This window comes from Kordiimonas sp., from assembly GCF_048264555.1.
Classification (GTDB): domain Bacteria; phylum Pseudomonadota; class Alphaproteobacteria; order Sphingomonadales; family Kordiimonadaceae; genus Kordiimonas.
Map to the genome: position 1 here is coordinate 62044 of NZ_JBLXCX010000005.1, position 22810 is coordinate 84853.

General features: G+C 56.4%; 21 protein-coding genes. 5 read left to right on the forward strand and 16 right to left on the reverse strand.

The window, feature by feature from the left end; genetic code table 11:
- Positions 1 to 5 precede the first annotated feature (5 nt).
- The 5 genes from ACN0XZ_RS14120 to ACN0XZ_RS14140 all read right to left on the reverse strand — a co-directional run bounded on the left by ACN0XZ_RS14120 (position 6) and on the right by ACN0XZ_RS14140 (position 6394).
- On the reverse strand, positions 6 to 1841 hold the full coding sequence (locus tag ACN0XZ_RS14120) for a ribonucleoside-diphosphate reductase subunit alpha (RefSeq protein ID WP_417458433.1): 1836 nt from the start codon (positions 1839 to 1841) through the stop codon (positions 6 to 8).
- A 341-nt stretch (positions 1842 to 2182) separates the two neighbouring features.
- Positions 2183 to 3136, reverse strand: coding sequence for an acetyl-CoA carboxylase carboxyltransferase subunit alpha (locus ACN0XZ_RS14125; RefSeq protein WP_417458603.1), 954 nt, complete (start codon positions 3134 to 3136; stop codon positions 2183 to 2185).
- A gap of 186 nt (positions 3137 to 3322) precedes the next feature.
- The gene (locus ACN0XZ_RS14130) at positions 3323 to 4225 is read right to left on the reverse strand and encodes a site-specific tyrosine recombinase XerD (protein WP_417458434.1); all 903 of its coding nucleotides are present in this window, start codon (positions 4223 to 4225) and stop codon (positions 3323 to 3325) included.
- 8 nt (positions 4226 to 4233) lie between these two features.
- Entirely contained in the window at positions 4234 to 6273 is a 2040-nt protein-coding gene (locus tag ACN0XZ_RS14135; protein ID WP_417458435.1) for a hypothetical protein, read from the reverse strand.
- The gene (locus ACN0XZ_RS14140) at positions 6254 to 6394 is read right to left on the reverse strand and encodes a hypothetical protein (protein WP_417458436.1); all 141 of its coding nucleotides are present in this window, start codon (positions 6392 to 6394) and stop codon (positions 6254 to 6256) included. Before ACN0XZ_RS14140 ends, ACN0XZ_RS14135 begins: the two co-directional genes overlap by 20 nt.
- A gap of 222 nt (positions 6395 to 6616) precedes the next feature.
- Here ACN0XZ_RS14140 and ACN0XZ_RS14145 point away from each other — a divergent pair, with 222 nt between their 5' ends.
- The 3 genes from ACN0XZ_RS14145 to ACN0XZ_RS14155 are packed head-to-tail and all read left to right on the forward strand — an operon-like array spanning position 6617 to position 9689.
- Positions 6617 to 7207 (forward strand): shikimate kinase, encoded by a 591-nt coding sequence (locus ACN0XZ_RS14145; RefSeq protein ID WP_417458437.1) that lies wholly within the window; start codon positions 6617 to 6619, stop codon positions 7205 to 7207.
- A complete protein-coding gene (gene aroB, locus ACN0XZ_RS14150) occupies positions 7204 to 8322 on the forward strand; it encodes a 3-dehydroquinate synthase (protein WP_417458438.1) in 1119 nt (372 codons plus the stop codon). Before ACN0XZ_RS14145 ends, aroB begins: the two co-directional genes overlap by 4 nt.
- Before the next feature lie 59 nt (positions 8323 to 8381).
- Complete coding sequence (locus tag ACN0XZ_RS14155) at positions 8382 to 9689, forward strand: HlyC/CorC family transporter (protein WP_417458439.1); 1308 nt, start codon at positions 8382 to 8384, stop codon at positions 9687 to 9689.
- 20 nt (positions 9690 to 9709) lie between these two features.
- Here the strand turns inward: ACN0XZ_RS14155 and ACN0XZ_RS14160 are convergent, their stop codons facing one another.
- The 10 genes from ACN0XZ_RS14160 to ACN0XZ_RS14205 all read right to left on the reverse strand — a co-directional run bounded on the left by ACN0XZ_RS14160 (position 9710) and on the right by ACN0XZ_RS14205 (position 20144).
- Positions 9710 to 10048: a hypothetical protein gene (locus tag ACN0XZ_RS14160; RefSeq protein ID WP_417458440.1), complete on the reverse strand. Its 339-nt coding sequence runs from the start codon at positions 10046 to 10048 to the stop codon at positions 9710 to 9712.
- Positions 10049 to 10086: 38 nt separating this feature from the next.
- A complete protein-coding gene (htpG, locus tag ACN0XZ_RS14165) occupies positions 10087 to 11976 on the reverse strand; it encodes a molecular chaperone HtpG (protein WP_417458441.1) in 1890 nt (629 codons plus the stop codon).
- 136 nt (positions 11977 to 12112) lie between these two features.
- Positions 12113 to 13135, reverse strand: a complete 1023-nt coding sequence (locus ACN0XZ_RS14170) for a DUF4340 domain-containing protein (RefSeq protein WP_417458442.1) — start codon at positions 13133 to 13135, stop codon at positions 12113 to 12115.
- Between the two features lie 43 nt (positions 13136 to 13178).
- Positions 13179 to 15077, reverse strand: coding sequence for a GldG family protein (locus ACN0XZ_RS14175; protein WP_417458443.1), 1899 nt, complete (start codon positions 15075 to 15077; stop codon positions 13179 to 13181).
- Entirely contained in the window at positions 15077 to 15814 is a 738-nt protein-coding gene (locus ACN0XZ_RS14180; RefSeq protein WP_417458444.1) for an ABC transporter permease, read from the reverse strand. The genes ACN0XZ_RS14175 and ACN0XZ_RS14180 overlap by 1 nt, the downstream gene beginning before the upstream one ends.
- A 1-nt stretch (position 15815) precedes the next feature.
- Positions 15816 to 16781, reverse strand: coding sequence for an ABC transporter ATP-binding protein (locus ACN0XZ_RS14185; protein WP_417458445.1), 966 nt, complete (start codon positions 16779 to 16781; stop codon positions 15816 to 15818).
- 156 nt (positions 16782 to 16937) lie between these two features.
- Positions 16938 to 17624 (reverse strand): glutathione S-transferase N-terminal domain-containing protein, encoded by a 687-nt coding sequence (locus ACN0XZ_RS14190; RefSeq protein WP_417458446.1) that lies wholly within the window; start codon positions 17622 to 17624, stop codon positions 16938 to 16940.
- A gap of 361 nt (positions 17625 to 17985) precedes the next feature.
- Positions 17986 to 18438: a GNAT family N-acetyltransferase gene (locus tag ACN0XZ_RS14195; RefSeq protein ID WP_417458447.1), complete on the reverse strand. Its 453-nt coding sequence runs from the start codon at positions 18436 to 18438 to the stop codon at positions 17986 to 17988.
- Positions 18439 to 18736: 298 nt separating this feature from the next.
- Entirely contained in the window at positions 18737 to 19435 is a 699-nt protein-coding gene (locus ACN0XZ_RS14200; protein ID WP_417458448.1) for a head GIN domain-containing protein, read from the reverse strand.
- A 22-nt stretch (positions 19436 to 19457) separates the two neighbouring features.
- Complete coding sequence (locus ACN0XZ_RS14205; RefSeq protein WP_417458449.1) at positions 19458 to 20144, reverse strand: head GIN domain-containing protein; 687 nt, start codon at positions 20142 to 20144, stop codon at positions 19458 to 19460.
- Between the two features lie 203 nt (positions 20145 to 20347).
- Here ACN0XZ_RS14205 and ACN0XZ_RS14210 point away from each other — a divergent pair, with 203 nt between their 5' ends.
- On the forward strand, positions 20348 to 20716 hold the full coding sequence (locus tag ACN0XZ_RS14210; RefSeq protein WP_417458450.1) for a DUF2794 domain-containing protein: 369 nt from the start codon (positions 20348 to 20350) through the stop codon (positions 20714 to 20716).
- Positions 20717 to 20757: 41 nt separating this feature from the next.
- On the opposite strand, the gene ACN0XZ_RS14215 is transcribed toward ACN0XZ_RS14210, so the two are convergent.
- Complete coding sequence (locus ACN0XZ_RS14215; RefSeq protein WP_417458604.1) at positions 20758 to 22026, reverse strand: NRAMP family divalent metal transporter; 1269 nt, start codon at positions 22024 to 22026, stop codon at positions 20758 to 20760.
- 186 nt (positions 22027 to 22212) lie between these two features.
- On the opposite strand from ACN0XZ_RS14215, the gene ACN0XZ_RS14220 reads away from it, so the two are divergent.
- Positions 22213 to 22800, forward strand: a complete 588-nt coding sequence (locus tag ACN0XZ_RS14220) for a glyoxalase superfamily protein (RefSeq protein WP_417458451.1) — start codon at positions 22213 to 22215, stop codon at positions 22798 to 22800.
- Positions 22801 to 22810 lie beyond the last annotated feature (10 nt).

Below are 22810 nucleotides of genomic sequence, written 5' to 3' on the forward strand. Positions count from 1 at the left end.
TGCGCTTATTGGCAAGCGAGGCATTCCTCATAATCAGTAGAGCCACCACCAAGCTGCAACTGCACCTCAGGCTTTTCGCGTTTTTTGTGCGAGCCTGTTGCCACCACTTCCGCACGCTTGATCGACTTCGAGCGGCAGTAATAAAGGCTCTTGAGACCCTTCTTCCATGCCTGGAAGTGAATTTGATGCAGGTCACGCTTGTGCACGTTCGCGGGCAGGAAGATATTCACTGACTGCGCTTGCGACACATAAGGCGCACGGTCTGCTGCCAGCTCAACCACCCAGCGCTGATCAAGTTCAAACGCTGTTTTAAACACGTCTTTTTCATCCTGAGTCAGGAAATCAAGATGCTGGACAGACCCTTCGTTAATGGTGATCGAGGTCCAGACATCATCTGTGTTCTGGCCTTTCTCTTCCAGGAGCCGACGCAGCGCGCGGTTATGCACGATGAAGTTCCCGGACAAGGTTTTCTGGTTGTAGCTGTTCGCGGCAATCGGCTCAATCCCCGGGCTCGCACCACCACAAATGGTGGAGATAGACGCCGTTGGCGCAATCGCTGTTTTGTTTGAGAAGCGCTGCATGATGCCATAGTCGGCGGCATCAGGGCATGGGCCGCGCTCGTACGCAAGCGCCTCGGAAGCTTCATCCACACCCTTCTGGATGTGTGTGAAAATTTTCTTGTTCCACGCTTTTGCCATCGCGCTTTCAAACGGGATCATATTGTCCTGCAGGAAGCTGTGGAAACCCATCACGCCAAGACCAACGGAGCGCTCGCGCATCGCGCTGTAACGTGCTTTCGCCATCTCGTCCGGCGCGCGGTCAATAAAGTCCTGCAGCACGTTATCAAGGAAGCGCATCACGTCTGGAATGAACTGCTCGTCGTCCTTCCATTCCTTGTAATATTCAAGGTTGAGGCTGGAGAGGCAGCAAACCGCCGTGCGCTCATTCCCCAGATGATCAATGCCTGTTGGCAGGGTAATCTCTGCGCACAGGTTGGAAGTTTTCACGGTCAGGCCTGCGAGCTTGTGATGCTCCGGCATCTGGCGGTTCACGGTATCGCTATAGATGATATAGGGCTCACCGGTTTCCACGCGAGCGGTCAGGATACGAATCCACAAGGACCGCGCCGACACCGTACGCACAACATGGCCATCTTTCGGGCTCGTCAGCGCCCATTCTTCATTGGCTTCAACAGCCCGCATGAAAGCGTCCGACACCAGCACACCGTGGTGCAGGTTTGGTGTTTTACGGTTCGGGTCCCCGCCGGTTGGGCGGCGCAGTTCGGTGAACTCTTCAATTTCAGGGTGGCTTACAGGCAGATAAATCGCTGCAGACCCACGACGCAGGCTGCCTTGGGAGATAGCAAGGGTCAGGCTGTCCATAACACGAACGAAGGGCACAATTCCGCTCGTTTTACCAACACCGCCAACTGTCTCGCCAATAGACCGCAGGTTACCCCAGTATGACCCGATGCCACCACCCTTGGAGGCGAGCCATACGTTCTCTGTCCAGAGATCAACGATCGAATCAAGCTTGTCCTGCGCTTCATTGAGGAAGCAGCTGATAGGCAATCCACGGTTCGTGCCGCCATTGGAGAGCACAGGCGTTGCAGGCATGAACCAGAGGTTTGAGATATAGTTGTAAAGCCGCTGCGCGTGCTCTTTGTCATCCCCGTAGAAGGACGCAACACGGGCAAACAAATCCTGGTAGCTTTCGCCCGGCATCAGATACCGGTCAACCAGCGTGGCTTTACCAAATTCTGTGAGAAGCTCATCGCGGCTGCGATCAACCTCAACAGCACCGCCGTGCCCGAACTGAGTGACTTCAAACATTGTGCCCATATCTCCCTTGCCCGCTCTAGCCACGCGGTTTCGACTCCTTCTCTGCTTCGAGAACAATGCAGCATTGTGCCCGATACAGGAACAAAAGTCGAACATGTCAACTTTTTACAAATATTTCAGTAACTTACTGACGCGACCGCCCGTAGTCCCCCGTTCGAGTCGACGCCGTGAAGCAAGGTGCACAGGATAAGATCGAAACGGTAATTTCGTCAAGATAAAGTGGGAAGAAAGTTTAAGCCCCACTAGATATGGTATTTTATCTTGAGCATGCAAAAGGCCCAAGCAATGCGTCGCATGCCTGAGCCTTGCTGGAGTTGAGCCTTTCCGGCGAGTCGCGGTGCCTACAGCCCCTTCGACCCCATGCCCAAGAATTTTTCACGTCTGAGCTCACGCAGACGATGCCCGTCAACGCCCGCCATGTCGCGCAGGGAACGCTCAAGCGCGTCGCCAAGCATGTTCATGGAACGCTCCGGATCGCGATGGGCGCCGCCAAGAGGCTCAGCCACCACTTCATCAATAACACCCAGTTTCAGGAGGTCTTGTGCTGTGATCTTCAGCGCTGTTGCCGCCTCATTGGCTTTTTCGTTTGTACGCCACAGAATGGACGCGCAGCCTTCAGGAGAAATCACCGAATAGATCGCATGCTCCATCATCAGCACCCGGTTGGCTGCCGCAATGGCCACAGCACCCCCAGACCCGCCTTCACCAACGATGCAGGTTACAATCGGCACAGTAAGGTCAAGACAGCAATCTGTTGAGCGCGCAATGGCTTCCGCTTGGCCGCGTTCTTCAGCACCTACACCCGGATAAGCACCTGATGTGTCCACAAGCGTCAACACCGGCAAGCCGAACCGGTCTGCCATCTCCATCAAACGGATGGCTTTACGGTATCCCTCTGGGCGCGCCATGCCAAAGTTATGCTTGATGCGGCTCTCGGTATCATTGCCCTTTTCATGGCCCATCACCACGCATGCTTCACCACGGAAGCGCGCAAGACCCGCGAGCAGGGCTTCGTCTTCACCGAAGGCTCTGTCACCGGCGAGCGGCGTGAAATCTTCAAAAAGATGGTCAACAATATCACCAAAATGCGGGCGCTCAGGATGCCGAGCCACTTGTATCTTCTGGGTAGGGGTCAGACCTGCGTAGGTTTCTTTGAGAAGCTTTCCAAGTTTGGTCTCAAGCTGACCAACTTCGGCTGTCAGGTCCACGTCTCCTGATCCACCCCTGAAGCTTCTGAGTTCGCGTATTTTGCCTTCAAGCTCGGCAATCGGTTTTTCAAACTCGAGAAACGTCATCATCTCTTTAGCACCTGTATGTTTTGGCGGCTGTTCCATAATTACAGTAAAACACTTTTTACTGAGGCGCGCAAAATCCTTGAACACGCGTCATATGTCAAGCTTTGTCCTTCCCACCCATAGATGGGGTCTAACGCTACGGATTCCAAGCATTTTTCCCGACCGAAAAAATCCAACGCCATTCCTCTACCCTCCATCACTGAGCGGATGTTTGGTCAGAACGAGGCTCTTGAGCCTTTCTTCCAGCACATGGGTGTATATCTGGGTGGTGGAGATATCGGCATGGCCAAGCATCTGCTGCACTGCCCTGAGGTCAGCACCATGCGCCAGAAGGTGCGTCGCGAACGCATGCCTCAGCTTGTGGGGGCTAACGCTTGACGGAGACACACCAGCGGCGACCGCGAGGTCCTTGAGGAGCTGCCCGACGCGCCTGCGGGTCAAATGCCCTTCCGCGCCGGAGGATGGGAAAAGATAAGGTGAGGGTTCGCCCCCTTTTGCCCGCACCGCAGCGAGATGTACCATGAGGGCCCGCCGTGCTTTCCCACCAAGCGGCACCATGCGCTCACGCCCGCCCTTGCCGCGCACCATAATCATCGCACTGTCAGGCCCTACGGCCCGCTGCGGCAAGCCAACCAGTTCTGATATGCGTAAGCCCGTTGCATATAGGGTCTCAACAAGCGCATGCAGGCGTATCGCCTCTGCCTTACCGCCTTCTGCCAAAGCTTCTGCTGTATCCAACAGCCGGTCTACATCTGCTTCAGATAATACTTTTGGGAGCGTCTGCGCCTGCCGCGGGCTTTCAATATTGGTTGCGGGGTTATCGGCACGAAGCCCGTCGCTATAAAGAAAGAGGAAAAATTGCCTGAGCGCGGACAACCGCCGTGAAACTGTGCCCGGTTTCATGCCGCGCCTATAGAGGCCATCGAGGTATTTCCGAATGTCTTCACTGGAGGCGCTGCCCAAGCTGGCCTGAGAGTGCTCGCAGAAATCCTCGAGGTCCCGCTTGTAGGCCATCAGGCTGTTACGGGCGCGGCCCTTTTCAGCCGCCAGCATTTCCAGAAACCCGTCGATGAGCGACGCGTCTGACATCTACCACCCTAAAGACCGTGAGAGATAAGGATTTCAGCGGCCAGCTTATGCGCTTCAGCTTCAAAGCCGCTCTCGCGCAGTGTACCCACAAGCGAGCCCGCGAGCGACGGCGGCACCTGAGCCGCAGACATCAGCCTGAAAGCGCCCAGGAGCGTGCCGGGCCTGTCACTCTTTTCGGCGGCGCGCAAAAACTTGCGCCACTGCGCGACAGACACAGCCTGCGCGCTTAAGCGCGCAGGGCTGTCATCAAGCTCGTCCCACACAGCGTCAGGGATGGTGTTGCCGAGCCCCTCCAGAACGGTGAACAGAAGGCTTGCGCGTTCAAACCTGTCATCCCGCGTTTCCTGCTTGCGCCACCAGCTTATGAGCCGCGCCTCAGTAACCTCAGGGGCGGAGACAATGCCGCCAGCGGCTGCCAGCGGCCATGTATCCATCAGCGCTTCATCTGCCTCAGCATTGGCGCCAGCCTGATTTGCCCGAATGGCGGTAAAAGCCCGCGAGGCCGCCGATCGGTTACCGCTCAGAAGCGCAGACCGCACCATCAGCGCCGCAGGGCCATCAGAAAGCCGCATAATACCGCTTGCCATATTCTGGGCGGTGCCTGCCGCAAGCGCACGCATCCACAAGCTGTTGAGCGCCGCATTGCGCTCTGTCGCGTCCTGCGTTTTCGCGGCCGTTGCCGCCAGCACCATATCGATTTCGAAACGGTCGTCGGTTTCCGCCATTTCAAACGCCGCCATCGCCTCATCAAGGCTGACATCAAGCGTCTTGGCGAAATCAGCGAAGGTTTCACCCGATATCCAGCCCGCCTTTAGTGCCGCACCCATGAGTGTGATCCTGGCTTCCTGCGCAACACCCGGGATGCTCAGCATGGCGCTGACGGCCAGCGGGTTTACGTCCTCGAGCGCCAGTTCCGGCACCTGCACTTTGGCAAGTCGCGCCATTGTCGCCTCAAGAACATCAACCTTGAGGGCTGCACCCAACGTGCCCGCACTTGTCATCACGCTGCCGCTCTGCTGCTCAGCCTCGATCAATATCTGGTCGAGAAGGGCATAAAATGTTGGCCGGACGTCAGAGACCTCCTCGAGAATGCCAAGCTGGAAATCCACCCCAAGCCGGTCAGCCCGAACAGCGCGGCAGAAGGCCGCGATCCTGAGCCAATAGGGGTCGTTATCACCGCTGCGCTGGTTGCCCGCCAAAGCACAGGCGTCTTCAATCCGCCCGGAAAGCAGATGCCCGTTTGCGATGTGGCGTGCGAGCCCGCTCCAGTCCCTATCTTTTGGCAACCGCTCAAGCAGGGTCAAATACCCACGCTGGTCGCCATAAGCCGCTAGAAGGTCAAGCCGCGCTGATATGAAGGTGTCGATATCATCGCCCCCTACTGGGCTCGGCAAACTAAAGCCTGAGAGCGCAACCTTGCGGGCGGCATCATTGAGCGCGCCAGAGGCTGAAGGGGCGCTGAGCTGGTGAAGGGCAGAGATAACCTCAGCCCTGCTGCGGCCCGACCAGAAGTCACGCGGGAAGGTCTCCTCCCCTGCCGGTATGCCGGATGGGTCCAATAGATCAAGCTCACCCTCTGTGATCATGGCGTCAGGGTCTGCGGCAGTCTCGCCTGGTTCTTCTGAGCCGAGCGGCTGGCTGTCTGTAACTAAAGGCAGATCCTCAGCGCCAGGCTGTACGACCTCAACACCATCTGCGTCAAGAGCTTGCCCTTGCGGGTCGTCAGCATTCACGCCATCCGCAGGTGCGGGCGGTATCGCAACACTGCCTTTTGGCAGGTAGGGCTGTGGCAGGATTGTTTTAGGCTGGCCCAGTGCCGGGCCGGTTTGGCGCTTGAGCTTAGGCGCGTTACCCAGATAGTAGCGCTCCGCCCGTGCCTTGCGCTCAGCCTCTTGTTTGGCTGCCTGCTGCTCGGCTTCGGTTTGCGCTTCGTCAGCATTCTCATCCTGCGCCCAAAGCACAGATGAATGAAATGTTGCGCCAACCAACAGGCCAGCGGCAAAGAGCGCCTTCATGCGCTCACGCTTATTAAGACGGGAAGCGGTCATTGCTGAGCGTTTTGCTTACTTTTTCCGAAGGGGCGGGAATATCCCATGTCATGAGGAAAACGGCGCCGCCTGCAACGGCAACAACCCCGATAATCAGCAAAATCTGTGTCAGTTTTGACATGAAACACCCTTTATTACCCTGTGGCTGTGCCAGCCGTTGGCCACACAACCTTTATTCCTGTTTGTGTTATATGATGGCATCGCCGCCAAGTCCAGCCACGCGTATGAACCGGCTATTTTGAGCTAGCCCACTGTATCGTGGGCGCTTTTTAGGGCGGAAATATGGTGCTGGTTTCAACAAAAACCATTGGCGAAGCCGCTGGGGCTGTGTAAACACCGTGGCATGGCTCAGAATAAATCAAATCACGGTACAGATGTGAGCACGCATGCGCCCCATGGGCTGACGCGAACCATTGTGCTTGTGGGTTTGATGGGCGCGGGCAAAACCACCGTTGGCCGCAGGCTTGCAAAACGCCTAGGCTTGCCTTTTGTGGATTCCGACCACGAGATCGAGAAAGCCGCAGGCATGTCTGTTGCAGAGATTTTCGAGTGTTTTGGTGAGGCTGATTTCCGCTCGGGCGAACGCCGGGTTATTGGCCGCCTGCTGGACGGCAAACAACAGGTGGTTGCCACAGGTGGCGGCGCCTTCATCAATGAAGAAACACGCGCGCTTATCAAAGACAAGGGCCTATCGATCTGGCTCGATGCGGATATTGATATCCTTGTCGAGCGCACAGCAAGACGCGACACCCGTCCCCTTCTCAAGACCGGCAACCCCCGTGAGATTTTGAGCAAACTGGCCGCTGAGCGCGCGCCATATTATGCTCAGGCTGATATCAAGGTGCCCTCAAGCGACGGCCCCCATGAAGATGTGGTGGAGCGTATTGTGGAAGCACTTCAAAAAGCGGAAAGCGGGAAGGACGCCAGCCAATGAGCGATGCTTCAGTGATGCACACCGTCCCCGTTGGGCTTGGTGAGAGAAGCTATGACATCCTGATCGGCGACGGCCTACTTGGTAGGCTGGGCGAACTTGCCTTGCCGGTGCTCAGGCGAAAGCGCGTCACCATCATTACGGACAGCAACGTTGCTGACCTGCACCTCAGTGCGGCACGCGCGGCGCTTGTTGCTGCTGGCATTCAGGTGAGTGAGATCGTTTTGCCTGCAGGCGAAGCCACCAAGTCATACGCTCAGTTTGGTGAGCTTCTGGACCAACTGCTTGCGCTGGGTGTTGAACGCAAGGATACGCTTATTGCGCTCGGCGGCGGTGTTATTGGTGACATCACGGGCTTTGCGGCGGCGGTGCTTCGTCGTGGTGTGAATTTCATTCAGGTGCCCACGAGCTTGCTCGCGCAGGTAGACAGTTCCGTGGGAGGTAAAACCGGTATCAACACAAAAGCGGGTAAAAATCTTGTTGGTGCATTTCACCAGCCCCGGCAGGTGATTATCGACCTCGCCCTTCTCGATACCTTGCCCAAGCGTGAGTTGCAGGCAGGCTACGCCGAGGTGGTGAAATACGGGTTTATCGACAGCCCCGATTTTTTCACGTGGCTTGAAGAGAACTGCCAAGGTGTCATGGCGGGTGACCGGCACGCGCAAGCGCATGCGGTGGCAGAAAGCTGTAAAGCCAAAGCACGGATTGTGGCGGAAGACGAATTTGAGGCGGGCAAACGGGCGCTTCTTAACCTTGGCCATACCTTTGGTCATGCGCTGGAAGCTGAATGCGGCTATGACGGCACGCTTCTCCATGGCGAAGGGGTTGCCATCGGCATGGTAATGGCGCTCGACCTCAGTGTACGCATGGGCATTGCAGAGCCCGGTGACCTTGAGCGTGCAAAAAAACATATGCGGGCATGTGGCCTCAAGGTCAGTGCAGCAGAAATCAACAAGCCCCTTGATGCGGATAAGCTCATCTCCCATATGGCGCAGGACAAAAAGGTCGACGCAGGCGAGATCGTCTTCATCCTTGGCCCCATCGGCGGGGCCGCTACCCATAAAGGGGTGGATCTGACCCTCGTTCGCCATGTGCTGGAAGATTCCCTTCGCGGCTAAGGCCTGATAAAAGGGCGAGACGCCAAACAACAGGCTCAGCCTAACTGGAGCAAACAACGATGGACGTGGCAGGCGATACCGCCACCCTTTTTGATACCGAGTTCTGGATCACCACAGGCATTATCTTTGTGCTTTTGGGGCTGTCCGGCTTTTTCTCAGGTTCTGAAACTGCGCTAACGGCTGCGAGCCGCGCCCGTATCCACCATATGGCCAAGGAAGGCAGCAAAGGCGCAAAACGCGTTGCCACGCTGATTGAGGATCAGGAGCGTCTGATCGGCGCCATCCTTCTTGGCAATAATCTGGTCAATATCCTGGCATCCGCCCTTGCAACCAGCCTTCTCATGCGGCTCGTGGGGGAACAGGGGGTAGTGTATGCAACGCTTGTGATGACAGCGCTCGTGCTCATCTTCGCGGAAGTGCTGCCCAAGTCCTACGCCATAGCAAACCCGGATAAAATGGCGCTCAAGGTTGCGTTTTTCATCCAGATCATTGTGGCTCTGTTTGCCCCGGTGGTAACGCTTGTGCGCTCTATCGTGCGCCTGACCCTGCGCATCTTTGGTGTTGATATCTCCAATATCGAAAGCGCGCTGACGGCCCACGAAGAAATACGCGGCACCATTGACCTGCACCGCAAGGAAGGTGGCCTCGTCAAGGAAGATACCCACATGCTGGGCTCGATCCTCGATCTGGACGAGATCACCATCGAGGATGTGATGGTGCACCGCTCTGCCATGCACGCCATTGATATCAAGCTCGACCCCAACGTGATCATCACACAGGTGGTGCGCAGCCCCTATACGCGCATGCCGGTTTATGATGGCGACCCGGAAAACATCGTCGGCATCCTACACGCAAAAGACGTGCTGCGCGCTATCCGCCGAGCGGGTGGGCAGATGCACCGCTTCAATGTACGCCGCATCATGGTGAAACCCTGGTTTGTGCCTGAGACCACAACACTCAAGGAACAGCTCAATGCGTTTCTGGAGCGCAAGTCACACGTAGCGCTTGTGGTGGATGAATATGGCGCTATCCAGGGGCTTGTAACCCTTGAGGATATTCTTGAAGAGATCGTTGGCGATATTGCGGACGAGCATGATTTTGAAGTGCCCGGTGTGCGGTCGCTGCCGGACGGCACAGTGCAGGTTGAAGGCACCGTATCCTTGCGGGACCTCAACCGCATGATGGACTGGCACCTGCCCGATGATGAAGCGACAACAATCGCGGGCCTTGTCATCCATGAAGCGGAAACCATCCCCATTGTCGGCAAAAAATATCGCTTCCACGGATTCCAGTTCGAGATTACCGCGCGCAAGCGCAATCAGGTAACCGGCATCAAGATCAAGAAGCTGCCGCCGCAAAAACCGTAGGGGCCAGAACCCCCGGATAATCAGATGAAATAATCTAATGTGGCTTGAACGGTATTTGGCCCACACCACATCTTGTCATGCCTCAAATTGTTGAGGTTTTTTTGGAGACAAGATGAAATGTCAACCACTGGTAAAATGTCTAAAAATGCTTCTACTTCCGCTACAAAAAAAGCGGCACCAACGGGTAGTGGCAAACCTGCCGCTGCACCAAAAGGCGGCAAAAAATAGCAGGCATTTTGCTGATGGGTTGGGGCGTAGGCGCCTCCTTGTAATGAGTTGAGAGACGCCAGCCAAGCGGCGCGGCACAGCAAAGCCCCCGCACCAAACCAGCGGACAAAAGGAAAGGCCCCGGACGGCATCCGGGGCCTTTCTGCATTTGGAGGGGCGTGAGCCGGCGTTACGCCAAGCCTTTCTCCAGCACGCTCGACATACGGCGCGCAAAAGCGGCGGTGTCGTCAAGCGGGTCACCTTCAAGAATTTTAGCCTGGTCAAGCACGAGCCATACGGCATCAGCCAGCGTATCAATCGCACCCTTTTCAGCGGCGCGTTCAGCCAGCTTGCGGATCATCGGGTGGGTTGGGTTTACCTCGAGAACTTTGGCCGAGATAGCATCAAGCTGTTTATGGGCTTTGAGGATACGCTCCATATGCATGTCCATGCCGCTATCGTCCGCCACGAGGCACGCGGCGGTTTCCGTCAAGCGGTCAGACGCACGCACTTCCTTGATCTTGTCGCCCAGCACTTCTTTCATCAGGGTGGCGAGCGTGGTCATCTGGCCTTCGTTGGCAGCTTCTTTTTTCTCACCCGCCTTGTCGTCGCCCGCAATGTCCTTGAGCTCGCTCGCGCCGCGTGTGATGGACTTGAACGGCTTGCCTTCAAAGTCTGTCACCATCTGCAGCCAGAAATCATCCACGGCGTCGGAAAGCAACAACACTTCGATGCCCTTGGCCTTGAAACCTTCGAGCTGTGGGCTGCGCTTGACCGCCGCTTCATCTGTGCCGGTTACATAATAGATAGCGCTTTGTTTATCTTTCATGCGGGAGACATAGTCGGCGAGTGTGGTCCAGCCATCAGCGCCGGTTGACTTGAAGCGCGCGAGCTTGAGGATCGCGTCCCGGCGCTCAAAGTCCTCATAGAGGCCTTCCTTGATCACGGCGCCAAACTCGCCCCATATGCTCAGGAACTTGTCCGTGTCTTTCTCGGCCATCTTTTCAAATTCTGCCAAAACCTTTTTGGTGATGGCTTTTGACATACGGCTGAGTGTTGGGTTGTTTTGCAGCATCTCGCGGCTGACGTTCAGCGGCAGGTCCTGGCTATCCACCACACCTCGCATGAAGCGGAGCCAGCCCGGCAGCAGGTCTTCGCTGTCATCGGTGATGAAGACACGTTTCACATAAAGCTTCACCCGGTTCTTGCGGGCGGGGTCAAACAGGTCCATCGGCTGTTTGGTTGGCACAAACAGAAGCACAGTGTATTCCTGCATGCCCTCGGCTTTATAGTGCAGGGTGTGGATCGGCTCATCAAACGCGTGGCCGACGTGCCGATAAAATTCTGTATATTGCTCATCCGAGATATCAGATTTCGCGCGGGTCCAGATCGCGGAGCCTTCATTGACAACCTTGGCTTCCTCGGCCTCCTTATCTTCACCACCCTTGATGGCAAGTGTGATGGGCACGGCGATATGGTCTGAATAGGTTTTGACGATGTTGGTCAGGCGGTACTGCTCAAGAAATTCGGCAGCGTCTTCCTTCACGTGCATTACAATCTCGGTGCCCGCGTTTTCCTTGGTGGCCGGGGCGATTTCATAAGCGCCAAGCCCGTCGCTTGACCATAACCACGCCTCAGTTTCACCGGCTTTTTTGGTTGTTACCTCAACCTTATCGGCAATCATGAAGACGGAATAAAAACCCACACCAAACTGACCAATGAGCTGCACGTCTTTTTTGCTGTCACCCGTCAGCTTATCAACAAAGTTGGCGGTGCCTGAGCGCGCGATGGTGCCAAGGTTGGCGATAAGATCTTCCCGGTTCATGCCGATGCCGTTATCAGCCACCGTGATGGTTTTGGCCTTGGCGTCCACATTGATGGCGATGCCAAACTCGGTGCCGGACATCAGATCAGGGTTGGTTTGCGCTTCATAGCGCAGCTTGTCGCAAGCATCAGACGCGTTTGAAATCAGCTCCCGCAAGAAAATCTCGCGCTCGGAATATACCGAATGCACCATCATGTGGAGCAGGCGGGAAACCTCCGCTTCAAAGCCCATTTTTTCCGTTTTTACGTCAGACATCATTACCCTCAGTTCATTGCTTATAGGTGGTGAAAAGCCAATTTCCCGATCTTGTGCCGGGCCCATGGCATTAAATTATTGTCCCTCATTTAGGAAAGTTAACCGCACCGTCAAGGGGGCGGCTTATTCGGTCAGCTTATTCGGGTGCCTTTTCCGCGAGGAAGTCTTTACGAGACCGCTTCAGCACACCGGCGTCATACTCGCTCAACTGAAAGAGCCAGCCGTGGGTCTTCTCCGTCAAGGTTGCGGCTTCGCCTTCACCGTCTGCAGGCGCGTCCAGCATCATCCCGCCTTCGCCCTCATCCGGTGTGTATGACACAGCCACCTGTGCCCATGTGCTGCCTTCCATCTCATAGAGCGTGAGGGTGAGCACAAGGCCGTCATAGGTTTTTGCCGTAACACGTTTTATAGGTTCCGCGAGCGGGTTGGCCACCTTGCGCACGTCATCAAAGGTCAGCTCTGACAACAGGCGAGCCGGGTCGCGCAGCTGCCAATCGGCCTGCGCCTTCTCGTCAGCCTTGAGGGCTTTAACGGCATATTTCTGTGTCCCGAGCGCACGCTCGATAGTGATGTCAGGGTAGGCGATCTCGGCAAACCGGCTTTCAGCGATATTGAGAAGACTATGGTCCAGCCACCACGCCGGGTCGGCTGACGCGTCCGCGAGGCCGGTCACGAGCCAGCTGCGGGTATCGCTTTCCTGAAAGATATAGGTAAGTGAGCGGCCATTGGCGCTATCCTTCCGCTCCCCCATCAGGAAGGCGGCGAGCGGCCTGTCGTCTGCGTCCAGCACCTTGATATCCAGCGCGGTGTCAGCGAGGCCAAGGTGGTGAAAGCGGTCTTTGTTGTCCGTTTTTGGTTCCCGGCGTTCGGAAAGCGCGGCACCGCGCAGGAAATCACGCACCATTTCCCGGTCTGCCGCATAGCCGTCCCGCTGGATCACATACCAGTTGCCATCAACCTTGTTGAGGAAGGTCGACACCTCGCCTGAGGTGATGCGAACGGCGGCGGCATCGTTGATAGCTGTCTCAAGCCCTGAGAAGGTTGCTTCACCCCGCCCGCCCTGTTCACGGCTTGGGTCTTCCCCGAACATGACCCAGATGGCCGCGAGAATCGCGATCAGCGTCAAATACCCCAGTATGTTGGTCAGCCTCTCAGACATGCCTTTAACTACTCACTCTTTCTTTCAAACTCTTGCTCTCGCGTTAGTCCCGGCTTTCGGCCAGCGCGCGCCGCCGCACATATACACGGACCAGCGCGAATAAGATAACAAGAAGTGGCACAGCCACGATATTGATGACCGCAAGCCAGCCACCAAGCGCTTCGATGTCTGACCGCAGGCTGCGGTTCACTTCCCGAAGGGCTTTTCTGGTCTCAAGCAACTGGTCCCTGAAGCGGGTTTTCTCGGCCTCCACCTCGGGTGATACCACCTGGCTGCCATCCGGGTTTTGCGCTTCAAGTTGCGCGAGCCGGTCTTCCATACCCGCGAGCTGGTCTTCAAGGCGCTGTTCTTCCGCCAGATATTTGGCCTCGGCCTCACGCCGAAGGCGGTCCACCACCTCAAACGGCCGCTTGGAGATACCACGCCCGCGCAAGGCAAGGAGCGCCTCCGAGCCCGAGATATGATCCGCGAGGTTCAGGATGAAACTACCGTTACCGGCGAGCGGCACCACGATGCGCTGACCGAGAAGTTCCTGAAGCTGCACCCAGAAGCGGTCGTCGAAAAGGTCGCTATCGCTCGCGACAACAATATTGATGTCCCCTTCACCTACCGCCGGGTTGGCGTTTGGCGCGCCCTCTGCTGCCGCGCGTTCCGGGAAGGCGGTTTTCGCCTTGCCGCTTATGCGCGCGGCCAGCGTATAGGCCTGGCCGGTCGGCTCCAGCTCCCTGAGGAGAGCATCCGGGTCAGGCACACCAACGGCCCGCGCTGCATCATAGAGCATGGCCACGGAACTTGTTGTCACCAGCGGCTGGAACGTGGTTGTCGCCCCTTCCGCTTGCTCAAGCACGCCAGCGCTCGCGAAATTGAGGCTGTCGATCGAGCCGGTGACAATATCTTCATCGCTGAGGAAATCACCGCTCACCGAAAGCCAGAAGATATAATCCTTCACGGAATCGAGCCCGCTACCACCCATCTGCACACGCTGCGCAAGGGCCGCGTCCCCCACAACCTTGCCTTCCGGCATGGTAACGCCCCACGCCCCGAGAAGCGGCCCGAGGGTTGAGGCATTTGCCGTCATGGCGCGCGGGTCCATCGCCTCAGCATGAGGGTCAAGGAACACAAGCGCACGGCCGCCTTTCAGCACAAATTGGTCGATGGCATACAGCTGGTCGTCACTCAGCGCTGGTGGATGCACCAGCATCAGAAGCTCTGTCTCCGCCGGGATTTCAGTGAAATCTGCCGCGAGGTCTTCAACAAAGAAAAACTCCTGCAACTGCTCATACACCACATAGGGCTGACCACGGCCCTGCATCATGGCTTGCGGGCCACCGGGGCCAAACTGCATGGGAAGCTGGGTCAAAAGCGCGAGCCGCGGGCGCGGGTTGGCATCCAGCCCTGTGAGCATCTTGATCAGGTCATACTCAAGGAATTTTTCACGCTCTTCCGAGAAATAGCCAATGCTGGCTTCACCATCGAGCGAATTGGTCGCGGTCAAGCCAAGGTATAGGGTCGACCTGTCCATCAGCGGCAAGCCCTTGAGCCCAGCCGCCACAGCGTCATCTTCAGCTACCGAGAAAGGTTCAGGGTCAATCACCGAGAGATGAATATTGCGGGGGTTCTCCGCCGCAAAGGCGCGCAGCATATCTTCAACACGTTTACCGTAGCTGAGGATCTGCGGATAAGGTGCTGCGAGCGAGCGGGAGAAATAATAAGTGAGCGTGACCGGCTCATCGATGCTTTTCAGCACATCCTTGGTGCCACTCGAGAGCGTGTAGAGATTATCTTCCGTGAGGTCGAGCGTCAGCGAGCGCAGGTAACGATCCGTCAACACCGTCAGCGACAGGAAAAGCAGCACAGCGAGGATAATCTGCGTCGCCGGTTTGGCAATCAGTGCGGAGACCGGATTTCTGCGGGCTGCATCTTTTTGCTGTGCGTCAGCCATTATCCCGCCTCCCTCTTGCTTTCAATCACGATACGGTTGATCCAGAGCCACAGCACAATAACCGCGAGGAAATAAACAATATCCGAGAGCGCCACCATGCCCTTTTGCAGGTTATTAAAATGCGTGAGGAAAGAAAGGTTCGCCACCGCTTCAACAAGCGGATCAGGCGCCCAGCCACCAAACACATCAAGCACCATCGGAAGGCCGGATACCAAGAAGAGGAAACACACCGTTACCGCCAGAATGAAGGCCACGACCTGATTTTTGGTTGTGGCGGAAAGCGCGCTACCAATCGCAAGATACGCAGATGCCATCAGAAGCGAACCAATATAACCGGTCGCGATCACACCGTTATCAGGGGTCCCGAGCCAGTTGACCGTGATCCAGATCGGCGCTGTCAGCAAAAGCGCGACGGCTGCAAACGCAACGGCGGCCAGATATTTGCCTGCAACCACCGCACCGAGCGGCACGGGTAGCGTAAGCAATAGTTCAAACGTGCCTGTTTTGCGCTCTTCCGCCCAAAGCCGCATGGCCACCGCAGGCATAAGGAACAGATATAACCACGGTTGGTAGCTGAAGAAGGCAACAAGGTCCGCCTGCTCGCGCACATAAAACTGGCCGATATAGAAGGTGAACATGCCCTGCATCACGAGGTAGATCACGAGGAAAACATAAGCCACAGGTGTTGCAAAATAGCTGGCGAACTCGCGCCGGAATATGGTGAGTGTCGCGCCCATCTTATGCTCCTCGCCCACCGGTGTAACCCTCGCCTTCCGTCACCTGACGGAAAACATCGTCGAGCCGGCCCGGGTCAACCGAGAACTGGCTCACCTGCCAGTTGCTGACGGCGGCGATATCACCAACCGAGTCTGCGATATCTGCATTGCCCTTGGAGAGCACGGTCAGGCGCATCTTGTCCCCTTCGCTGGCGGCTTCAATGCGGGCAACATTGCCAACACGCTTCAGCGCAGAGGCCGCGCGCTCCGCTTCCGCCTGCGGCACAAGCATTGTCACGGCATTGCGGTATTTGGAACGCGAGCGCAGCTCGGACGGTGTGCCATCCGCAACGATATGGCCGCGGTTGATAATCACGGCACGGTGGCAAAGCGCGTCCACTTCCTCAAGAATATGGGTCGATATAATAATCGCCCGGTCAACCGACATGGCCTCGATCAGACGGCGCACCTCATGTTTCTGGTTGGGGTCAAGCCCATCGGTGGGCTCGTCAAGCACAAGCACATCCGGTGCATGCATGATGGCCGCCGCCAACCCAACCCGGCGCTTGAAACCTTTTGAAAGTGTCTCGATCCGCTGCTGCATCACACCATGGAGGTGTACGGCACTGGCGGCGCTTTCAACCACGTCCGGTATTTCAGCTTTTGGGATTTTATGCGATTCCGCCACGAAGGTCAGGAAAGCGCGGGTGGTCATCTCACCATATAGCGGCGCCCCTTCAGGCAGATATCCGATGCGCGCCCGCGCCTTGACGTTTCCTGTGGTCACGGCTTCACCGCACACAACCGCGCTACCGCTCGTGGGTGCAAGGAAGCCGGTCAGCATCTTCATGGTGGTGGATTTACCGGCGCCATTTGGCCCCAAAAAACCCAAAACTTCGCCCTTGTGAACGGATAGGGAAATACCGTCCACCGCGGTGAAGGACCCAAAGCGCTTTGTCAGCCCTTTTGCCTCCAGAAGAATGTCCATAACTGTCCCCCGTCGCTCAGCGACTTCTTATTTCATATTCGAGCGCCCCGCGTTTTTACTGAACGCTGGACTGTCTCGTTTGATAATCAGCTAACCATTGGGTGGCAAGCCTTTTGGTGGTCAATCTCTATACGAGCAAACCTCTCGCAAGCCTTCCTATTCAGCCTCAAGCGTTTTCCGGCAGTGGCCATCAAAGAGATCAAGCATCCGCTCTTGCCACGCGGCCAGTTCATCATCATCGCTCAAAAGCTCAATATCACTTACCACTTTGGCCCACATGAAGGTACCCATCACTGCATAATCCAGCCACGCGGGCTGTGCGCCGCTTAAAAAATCTGTTGTCCGCAAACCGGCCCGCAGTGGGGCAAGCGCCTTGCGAAACGCTGGCAGCATATCCGCCCGCTCGGCCTGGGCTTCCTCAAGGCTGCGGCCCAGGAATTTCTCCCGCGTTTCACGAAAATAGGCGGCGTTCTTGGCGTCCAGCTTTCCGTGGATATCCGCCACGATCATGGGGAATATACCCATCAGCATCGTCCGGTTCAGCCAATCGTTCAGCACTACAGCCTGCGCATTGCAGATGGCACCGCCAAACAAAGGGGCATCTGGATAGGTATCATCGAGATAGGTTGCGATGGCAAAGCTGTCCTTCACCCACGTACCCTTGTCGTTCAACACCGGTACGGTTTTGCTGTCCGCATTTTCAAGCGGCTGCTTTTCAAGAAAGCGGATCGGCACCCCTTCAAACTCGAGCCCCTTGTGAAGGAGAGCAAGACGCACCCGCCAGCAATAAGGGCTGAAACGGATATTCCTGTCCTCACCGCATAATTCAAAAAGCTGCCGCATGGGGTTTCTCCTCTATCAAAGCTTGCGCACAGGGTCTTTGCTTGCGCGCCATTTGTCGAGGACGAAATGCCGGGGCGGTGTCAAATTGAGGTGAAATGGGGTTGGCGTGGGGCAACGTGAGGGCTGAAATAAAACTGGCCCGACTGTCTATAAATGCGAAGATGAGGGGGCTAGGGGTTCAGAGCTCCGCAAACAGCCGGGCCAGACGAGGCCAACACCTAGAATGTCGCGCTTCATTGCGGCTGTGGCGCGGCCCAATTGTGGCCATCTTGGGGCAAGTCGTTTTTTATCGAGAAACTGAAAAAAGAGGGGTGCCGAAGCACCCCTCCCATTTGGTTTTTATACACTCGTAAGGTCGCCCTTAACCGGACTGAGCCGCGCCTTCCTCTGGTGCATATTTAAGGCGTATAACGCACTCACCTGTGGCTTCGTGCTCATACTCATGGTCTTCCCAAAAACCGTATCGCGCGTAGAACCGTCGCCCGATATGATTTTGCTGAAAAACATCAAGCTCAAGCGCACCCCTAAGGGCCACGGCTTTGTCCATCAGTGTTTTGCCAAACCTGAGCCCGTGATATTTCGGGTCCACAAAAAGCCCGCCAACTTCATTGCCAATTAGAGCCAGAAAGCCAACAATCGCGCCCTCATTCTCAACAACCCATGTTTCTGCGTTGGGAAGATAAAGCTCGCGCATATTGACTGTTTCGCTCTCAATGAAGTCTTTCTTCAGAAAGGGATGAGCGACTTTGCTGGCGTTCAGCCAAACGTCGATCACGCTGTCGACGTCGTTTGTTTCATAGTGTCTGATTATCATTGCTTTGTCCTGAAGCGCCACCAGCCATGGGCGGCGCATGTTCGGTAATATTGTCTGGAATTGCGCAACAGGAACGGCCCACACAATCGATCAGATTGCAGGGTTTTACCGTTTCATATGCAGATGGCGCCCACCTTGGGCACCAGAATTACCGGGACATCAAAGCTCCTGTATGAAGTCACCTGCCTTGATAGCGGATAAAGCCGGTGCGTCAAACATTTTATGGAAGCAAGCGCCGGATAAAAGAAAACCCCGGCACGGCGGCCGGGGTTTTGCTTTTGAACGTAGCTGTCTCGTTTTAGCGGATGATGATGTCACCCGACCCGCGCACGCGAGAGTTCAGCTTGTCTGGCTCGCCGCGCACAACAATGTCGCCGGAGCCGTGCACACCCACATCGGCGTTTTCATTCGCGTACACTTCAACATCGCCGGAGCCGCGCAGGGATACTTTTGCGTCCTTACACTTCAGTTTGCCCGCATCTACATCGCCCGAGCCCTGAAGCTCAATATCAATCGAGGTACAGGTACCGTCGAGCTCAATGTCACCTGACCCATGAAGTTCGATTTCAATATCGCCGAACGTGGCATCGCTGAACGTGGCATCGCCCGAGCCCTGAAGCTCGAGGTCAAAACGGTCAGCTTTCACGTCCTTGACGATCATATCGCCGGAGCCGTGGATATTCGCGCCGGTCATCTCCGGCATGGTGATCACAACCCGCATCACCTTGATATTGCTATAATGACCGCGCTCAAGCCCGATACGCAGCTCATCGCCACGCACTTCGGTTTCAATGTTATCGATGATATCGTCGTCTGCGATCACCTTCACAGACTGCGAGCTGCCAACCGCGATCTCAACATCCATGGAGCCGTGCAGGCTCACCTCTTTAAAGGATGGTACGTCGCGCACCTGCTCTGCTGTGCTGCGGGCTTGCGCCGCAAAACTCGTGCCGCACAAAAGTGCCGCTACAATCGCTGTCGTTTGTAGTTTTTTCATCACTTTGTCCTCCGTCTCGTGATTATTTTATGCGGATGCTACCCAGGAAACCGTCGCTCTGGCGCACTTTGCCGGGCTCACCATAAACGGTGATAGACCCGATGCCGCTCACGTCTGCATCTACGCTCTCGCTCGCATAAACCCGTGCTTCGCCAACCCCTTTGACCCGCACTTCAACGTCCGCGCATTTCAGCTCTTCCGCGTCCACATCGCCTGCGCCCTTGATCTCAAGTTCAAGTGCGCCGCAGGTGCCTTCAATCTCCACATCGCCCGCGCCCTTGATATCGATACGCAGGTTTTTGCTGTCGATACCGCGCAGGTCACCGTCTACAGCGCCCAGAACTTCAAGTTCCTCAAGCATCGCCATTGAGATGGTTACATGCACGTCTTCATTGTTGATGTGGATGCCGTCGTCGTCATCATGATCCATATCGATCACGAGCGTATCGTCACGCACATAGGTCTCAACCTCGGCCAGGTGCCCTTTGTTGGTTGAAACCTCGACCCGCTGGTCCTTGCCCGCGACAAGGTCAAGCTCAAGCCCGCCTTTAACCCGGATTTTGGTGAATGTTGGCAATTCCCGCACTTCGCTGGTCTGCTCATCGTTATGCGCCGCGACCGGGGCTGTCATTGCCACAAGGGAAGTACACACAGCGCCAGCCATAGCAAGCGCAGTTACACTTCGACGGAGTGTAGTAAGCTTTTTCATCGGAAAGTCCTCGCTGTTGTCTTTTTATATATGCCGGTTTTTATTATATCGGCTCGTTATAGTCTCATTCATGTAATCACTCGTCAATCTTTATCAAGCCCCCCTTATTCAGACCTCAGGGACGAGACGATGTTCGCTCACGAAAAAGCGCGCTTCTTGCCTTATGGGACAAAATTCAGCACAATGACTTTATTGAGGAGTGCATGGACGACGCATCATATATGCCAATGGTCAACGGAATGGTGTCACGCTCACGGGGCGGGCGCCCGCCAAGCACTGTTTATTTCTTCCGCCCGGAACTCATGAAAATCCTGAACATCTATGGCCGGATGGTCGCTGCGGGCGAATGGCGCGATTATGCCATCGACCATATGAAGGAACAGGCTATCTTCTCCGTTTTTCGCCGTACGAGCGAAATGCCACTTTACCGCATCATCAAGGAGCCCGCACTTGCGAACCAGCAGGGCATGTGGCGGATCATGGGTATGGACGGGCAGGTGCTGAAACGCGGGCGTGATCTCGCAACTCTGCTGCGGTACTTTGACCGCCAGCTTGTGCGCGCTGTTGACTAAAACTCACCCGGTTTTCGACCACGTTTCGCCCAGATTCCGCCTCACCCCCGCCCCACCAGCAGCCACAGGTACGCCACAGCAAAAGCCGATAGCGCTGTGATGGAAAAAATGCTCCAGAGCCGCAGTTTGGCTGAGGGTTTGTGCTCCTCCCCCACAACATCAAGGCCCATGGCCCTGTGGTTGAGATAGGCAAACACGGGCGCCGTAAGGAACGCCAGTGAGGTTACAAAATCGATGAATGTGCGGAAGCCTTGCATGAAAAACATGAGGAGAAGCAAGGCCGCGACCAGTATTCCCACAAGGGCAATACGGTAGCGCGGGCCTTCGCCCGAGGCTGTTCTATTGTCCGCCCCACCTTTCAGCACACCCAGTGTGACCACCAGCGCGCGGGTCAACCCGTCTGTTACGGTAATGGCCGTTGTAAACATTACGGAAAGGGCGGCCACCCCCACAATCGGCCCCGCCCATGCCCCAAGCGCATTCGAGTATAGCGCCACAAGCTGTGCGGCGAAGCCCGGCGCGCTGTCTTCCGGCGTGACACCGCCGGTATGCATTACACCCGCGCCCAGCAGCATGAAGCAAAGCGCCAGAAGCGTGGTCCAGACATAGCCGATATTGAAGTCTGATACAGTCGCACTCATGGTCGTTTCGCTACCGTTTTGATCTGCTTCCACGTCATCTTTTCTCGCGAGCGTCCAAAGGGACGAGAAGATGGAAGCCTCAATCGGGCTGGGCATCCACCCCGCCAGCGCCACTATGAACAGGAAGGCCGCGAGGTCAAGTGGTGGTGCGCTTGCGGGGTATATGCTCCACTCAATCGACGGCAGCACAAGGATAGTTGCCACAAGGGTGCTGATCGTCAGCACCGCCATAAAGATGCGGTTAACCTGCTCCAGCAAGTGATAGCGCCCAAGGCCCAGGAACAGCGCCACAACCAGCATCACCAGCGCGATTGTTGGCATGAGGGCAAGCTCAAGCCCGAGCACAGTCTTGAGCATACCCGCTGTCACAAGCGAGATGGCCGAAACCGCAAATCCATGCGCAAAGATAAACACGGCCAGGAGGAACAGCACAGGCGCGAGGCCGATACGGCGGTACCCGCTGATGAGCGTTTCCCCCGTCGCGGCCGCATATTGCGCACCAAAACGAAACGCCGGATATTTGGCAAGGTTGGCAGCGAGGATAACCGCCGCAAGACCAAGGCCAAACACCGCGCCCGCACGTGTTGACTGCACCAGATGCGATGTACCGATCGCCATGCCAGCAAACAGTAACCCCGGCCCCAGATTACGCAAAGACGCCCAATTCATTGATGCCAAAACTCCCTCCCCGAAAATTTCGCCGACCGTAGCACCGCCCATCAGCCGCGCCAAGCAACTGTTGCGCGGGATCACAGAAAACTTGACCAACGCGCCCCCGCATGACAAAAGCCCCCAAGGCTTTAGGGCCGCCTGCCGCCTGCGCACAAAAGTGTTTGGTGAAGGCCCTTGAATAGGATGCCAGTGCATAGGCGCACAGGCATTGTTCGTCCGAACCGTTATGAACGGCACCGGGCGGCAACGCAGGCCCCGCTTGAAAAACTGCCGTTCGCGGAAAGGCGAACCATGAGTGATATACTCAAATATGCAAAGGGCCGTGCAAAACGGCTCCGATCCTATCTAGCTGAGCTGGATTTACCCCTTACACACGCCCAAAGCCTCGAAGCCATTGCCAAAGAAGACGGCTTTCGGGACTGGAACACATATGCTGCCAACCCGCCTGCGGGCATGGCCGAAAACGATGTTCCGGCCCGAGCCGCGCAGCGAGACCATCAATCGGCATCCCGGCTTCAGTTTCATGTGGGTGACCGTGTTGCAGGTATATATCGCGGCGCACCTTATAGAGGCACCATTTTGGGGCTTGAGAAAACCGACGGCGGCCCCGTCTGGCGGATCAAGATCCAGTTTGATGCACCGGTTGAGATTGGCACTAGCGAGGCACTGAGCCTCACGCGGCTACGCATCAGGTCAATGATCAATGCCGAGGGCGCTTCGGTGAACCTCAAGGGCACACCCGATGGCTGGTTGAGCGTTACCTTGCTCTAAGCTCAGGAGG

Coding starts and splice junctions, on each gene's coding strand:
- ACN0XZ_RS14140 (WP_417458436.1), bottom strand. CDS start 6,394: ATGTCAAAACTGACACAGATTTTGCTGATTATCGGGGTTGTTGCCGTT.
- ACN0XZ_RS14205 (WP_417458449.1), bottom strand. CDS start 20,144: ATGAAAAAGCTTACTACACTCCGTCGAAGTGTAACTGCGCTTGCTATG.
- ACN0XZ_RS14130 (WP_417458434.1), bottom strand. CDS start 4,225: ATGTCAGACGCGTCGCTCATCGACGGGTTTCTGGAAATGCTGGCGGCT.
- htpG (WP_417458441.1), bottom strand. CDS start 11,976: ATGTCTGACGTAAAAACGGAAAAAATGGGCTTTGAAGCGGAGGTTTCC.
- ACN0XZ_RS14215 (WP_417458604.1), bottom strand. CDS start 22,026: ATGAATTGGGCGTCTTTGCGTAATCTGGGGCCGGGGTTACTGTTTGCT.
- ACN0XZ_RS14120 (WP_417458433.1), bottom strand. CDS start 1,841: ATGGGCACAATGTTTGAAGTCACTCAGTTCGGGCACGGCGGTGCTGTT.
- aroB (WP_417458438.1), top strand. CDS start 7,204: ATGAGCGATGCTTCAGTGATGCACACCGTCCCCGTTGGGCTTGGTGAG.
- ACN0XZ_RS14135 (WP_417458435.1), bottom strand. CDS start 6,273: ATGACCGCTTCCCGTCTTAATAAGCGTGAGCGCATGAAGGCGCTCTTT.
- ACN0XZ_RS14220 (WP_417458451.1), top strand. CDS start 22,213: ATGCCAGTGCATAGGCGCACAGGCATTGTTCGTCCGAACCGTTATGAA.
- ACN0XZ_RS14200 (WP_417458448.1), bottom strand. CDS start 19,435: ATGAAAAAACTACAAACGACAGCGATTGTAGCGGCACTTTTGTGCGGC.
- ACN0XZ_RS14190 (WP_417458446.1), bottom strand. CDS start 17,624: ATGCGGCAGCTTTTTGAATTATGCGGTGAGGACAGGAATATCCGTTTC.
- ACN0XZ_RS14180 (WP_417458444.1), bottom strand. CDS start 15,814: ATGGGCGCGACACTCACCATATTCCGGCGCGAGTTCGCCAGCTATTTT.
- ACN0XZ_RS14195 (WP_417458447.1), bottom strand. CDS start 18,438: ATGATAATCAGACACTATGAAACAAACGACGTCGACAGCGTGATCGAC.
- ACN0XZ_RS14125 (WP_417458603.1), bottom strand. CDS start 3,136: ATGACGTTTCTCGAGTTTGAAAAACCGATTGCCGAGCTTGAAGGCAAA.
- ACN0XZ_RS14155 (WP_417458439.1), top strand. CDS start 8,382: ATGGACGTGGCAGGCGATACCGCCACCCTTTTTGATACCGAGTTCTGG.
- ACN0XZ_RS14160 (WP_417458440.1), bottom strand. CDS start 10,048: ATGCCGTCCGGGGCCTTTCCTTTTGTCCGCTGGTTTGGTGCGGGGGCT.
- ACN0XZ_RS14145 (WP_417458437.1), top strand. CDS start 6,617: ATGGCTCAGAATAAATCAAATCACGGTACAGATGTGAGCACGCATGCG.
- ACN0XZ_RS14175 (WP_417458443.1), bottom strand. CDS start 15,077: ATGGCTGACGCACAGCAAAAAGATGCAGCCCGCAGAAATCCGGTCTCC.
- ACN0XZ_RS14170 (WP_417458442.1), bottom strand. CDS start 13,135: ATGTCTGAGAGGCTGACCAACATACTGGGGTATTTGACGCTGATCGCG.
- ACN0XZ_RS14210 (WP_417458450.1), top strand. CDS start 20,348: ATGGACGACGCATCATATATGCCAATGGTCAACGGAATGGTGTCACGC.
- ACN0XZ_RS14185 (WP_417458445.1), bottom strand. CDS start 16,781: ATGGACATTCTTCTGGAGGCAAAAGGGCTGACAAAGCGCTTTGGGTCC.